At 63.4% G+C, this 1,269-nt stretch carries 2 protein-coding genes; both read right to left on the bottom strand.

Going from position 1 to position 1,269, the window contains the following annotated elements:
- Positions 1 to 13: 13 nt before the first annotated feature.
- Positions 14 to 913 carry an IS3 family transposase gene (locus ABD919_RS13890; protein ID WP_345236621.1) on the bottom strand — a complete coding sequence of 300 codons (900 nt, stop codon included), beginning with the start codon at positions 911 to 913 and terminating at the stop codon, positions 14 to 16.
- Complete coding sequence (locus ABD919_RS13895; protein WP_345236622.1) at positions 910 to 1,218, bottom strand: transposase; 309 nt, start codon at positions 1,216 to 1,218, stop codon at positions 910 to 912. Before ABD919_RS13895 ends, ABD919_RS13890 begins: the two co-directional genes overlap by 4 nt.
- Between the last annotated feature and the right edge of the window lie 51 nt (positions 1,219 to 1,269).

The following is a 1,269-nucleotide window of genomic DNA, read 5'->3' on the forward strand; positions in this document are numbered from 1 at the left end:
TGAGGTGGTCCGATTACGCTGGACAGTTTAGGGCATTAAGTTGAAGAAGGTGTTGATGAGTATGATAAGGCGTCTGGTAGTCGATGCTGGAATGCAGCCGCTCGTGATTGTAGTAGTCAAAATAATCGGCGACGCTGGTTTGCGCATCGGCCAGGTCCGCAAAAACGGGCCGCTCGCGTAGCTCGAGCACCTCCGTTTTGAGGCGGGACCAGAGGCTTTCCGCCTGCGCATTGTCGTAGCAGTCGCCGCGGCGGCTTTGCGAGCGCACGGCCTGGTGGTCGTGCAGCAGTTGCCGGTAGGCCTTGCCGCAGTATTGCCCACCGCGGTCCGAGTGCACGAGCAGGCCCGGCGCGGGCGGTTGTGCCCAAAAGGCGCGCTGCAAAGCGGCGGTCACCAGTTCTTCGGGCATCGTGGCCCCGACCTGCCAGCCTACCACCTGCTTGCTGGCCACGTCTTGAAAGGCGCACAGGTAGGCCCACGCGCCGTTGGCCAGCGGCAAATACGTGATGTCGCTGACCCAGACCTGGTTCGCCACGGTGGGCTTGGGCTGGAGGAGTAGCCGGTTGGGCGCGCAGCGCAGCCCGTGGGTGGAGTCGGTCGTGCGCGGGGTATAGGCCTTGGGCTGCAACGCGTGTAAGCCCCGGCGACGCATGGCCACCCGCAGGCGCTGGCGGCCCACGCGGTACCCTTTGCGACGTAAGGCGACCTGGAGCCGGCGCGTGCCGTAGCGGCGCTTATGGCGGCCAAACACCTTGACCAGCGCTTCTTCCCACGCGGGTGACTGCTGGCTACCTGCGTGCTGCTGCCCTTGTTGCCATGCATAGTAGCCGCTGGCGGGCACGCCGAGCACATGGCAGAGCAGGCGCACCGGGTATTGACGCTGCTGTGCTTCGATAAAACGATAGCGGCTCATGGATTGTCGGTCGCGGAGAAGATGGCAATGGCTTTTTTTAAAATGTCCAGCTCCTGCGCTTGCCGCCGCGCCAAGGCCCGCAGCTGGCGCAGTTCCACCGCCGTGGCGGGGTCTAACTCCGCCCCGCGAGCAGCTGCTACGGGGGTAAGCGCCTCTTTTTGCCACTTATACAGCAGCTTGGGGCTGATATTTAGCGCACGGGCGGCTGCTTGGGTCGAGCGGCTCTCGCCAGCCAGGCGTAGGGCCTCGGCGCGGAAGGCGGCGTCATAACGCCGACGTTTGGCAGGGTGGGGACTGTCTTTCATGACATTCGAAAGATAAGACCCTATTCTGTCCATGATTACCCGACCACCTCA

It is taken from the genome of Hymenobacter saemangeumensis (assembly GCF_039541835.1).
GTDB lineage: Bacteria > Bacteroidota > Bacteroidia > Cytophagales > Hymenobacteraceae > Hymenobacter > Hymenobacter saemangeumensis.

Bases quoted from the DNA above. Each gene is read 5' to 3' on its own strand.
- ABD919_RS13895 (WP_345236622.1), bottom strand. From the start codon at position 1,218: ATGAAAGACAGTCCCCACCCTGCCAAACGTCGGCGTTATGACGCCGCC.
- ABD919_RS13890 (WP_345236621.1), bottom strand. From the start codon at position 913: ATGAGCCGCTATCGTTTTATCGAAGCACAGCAGCGTCAATACCCGGTG.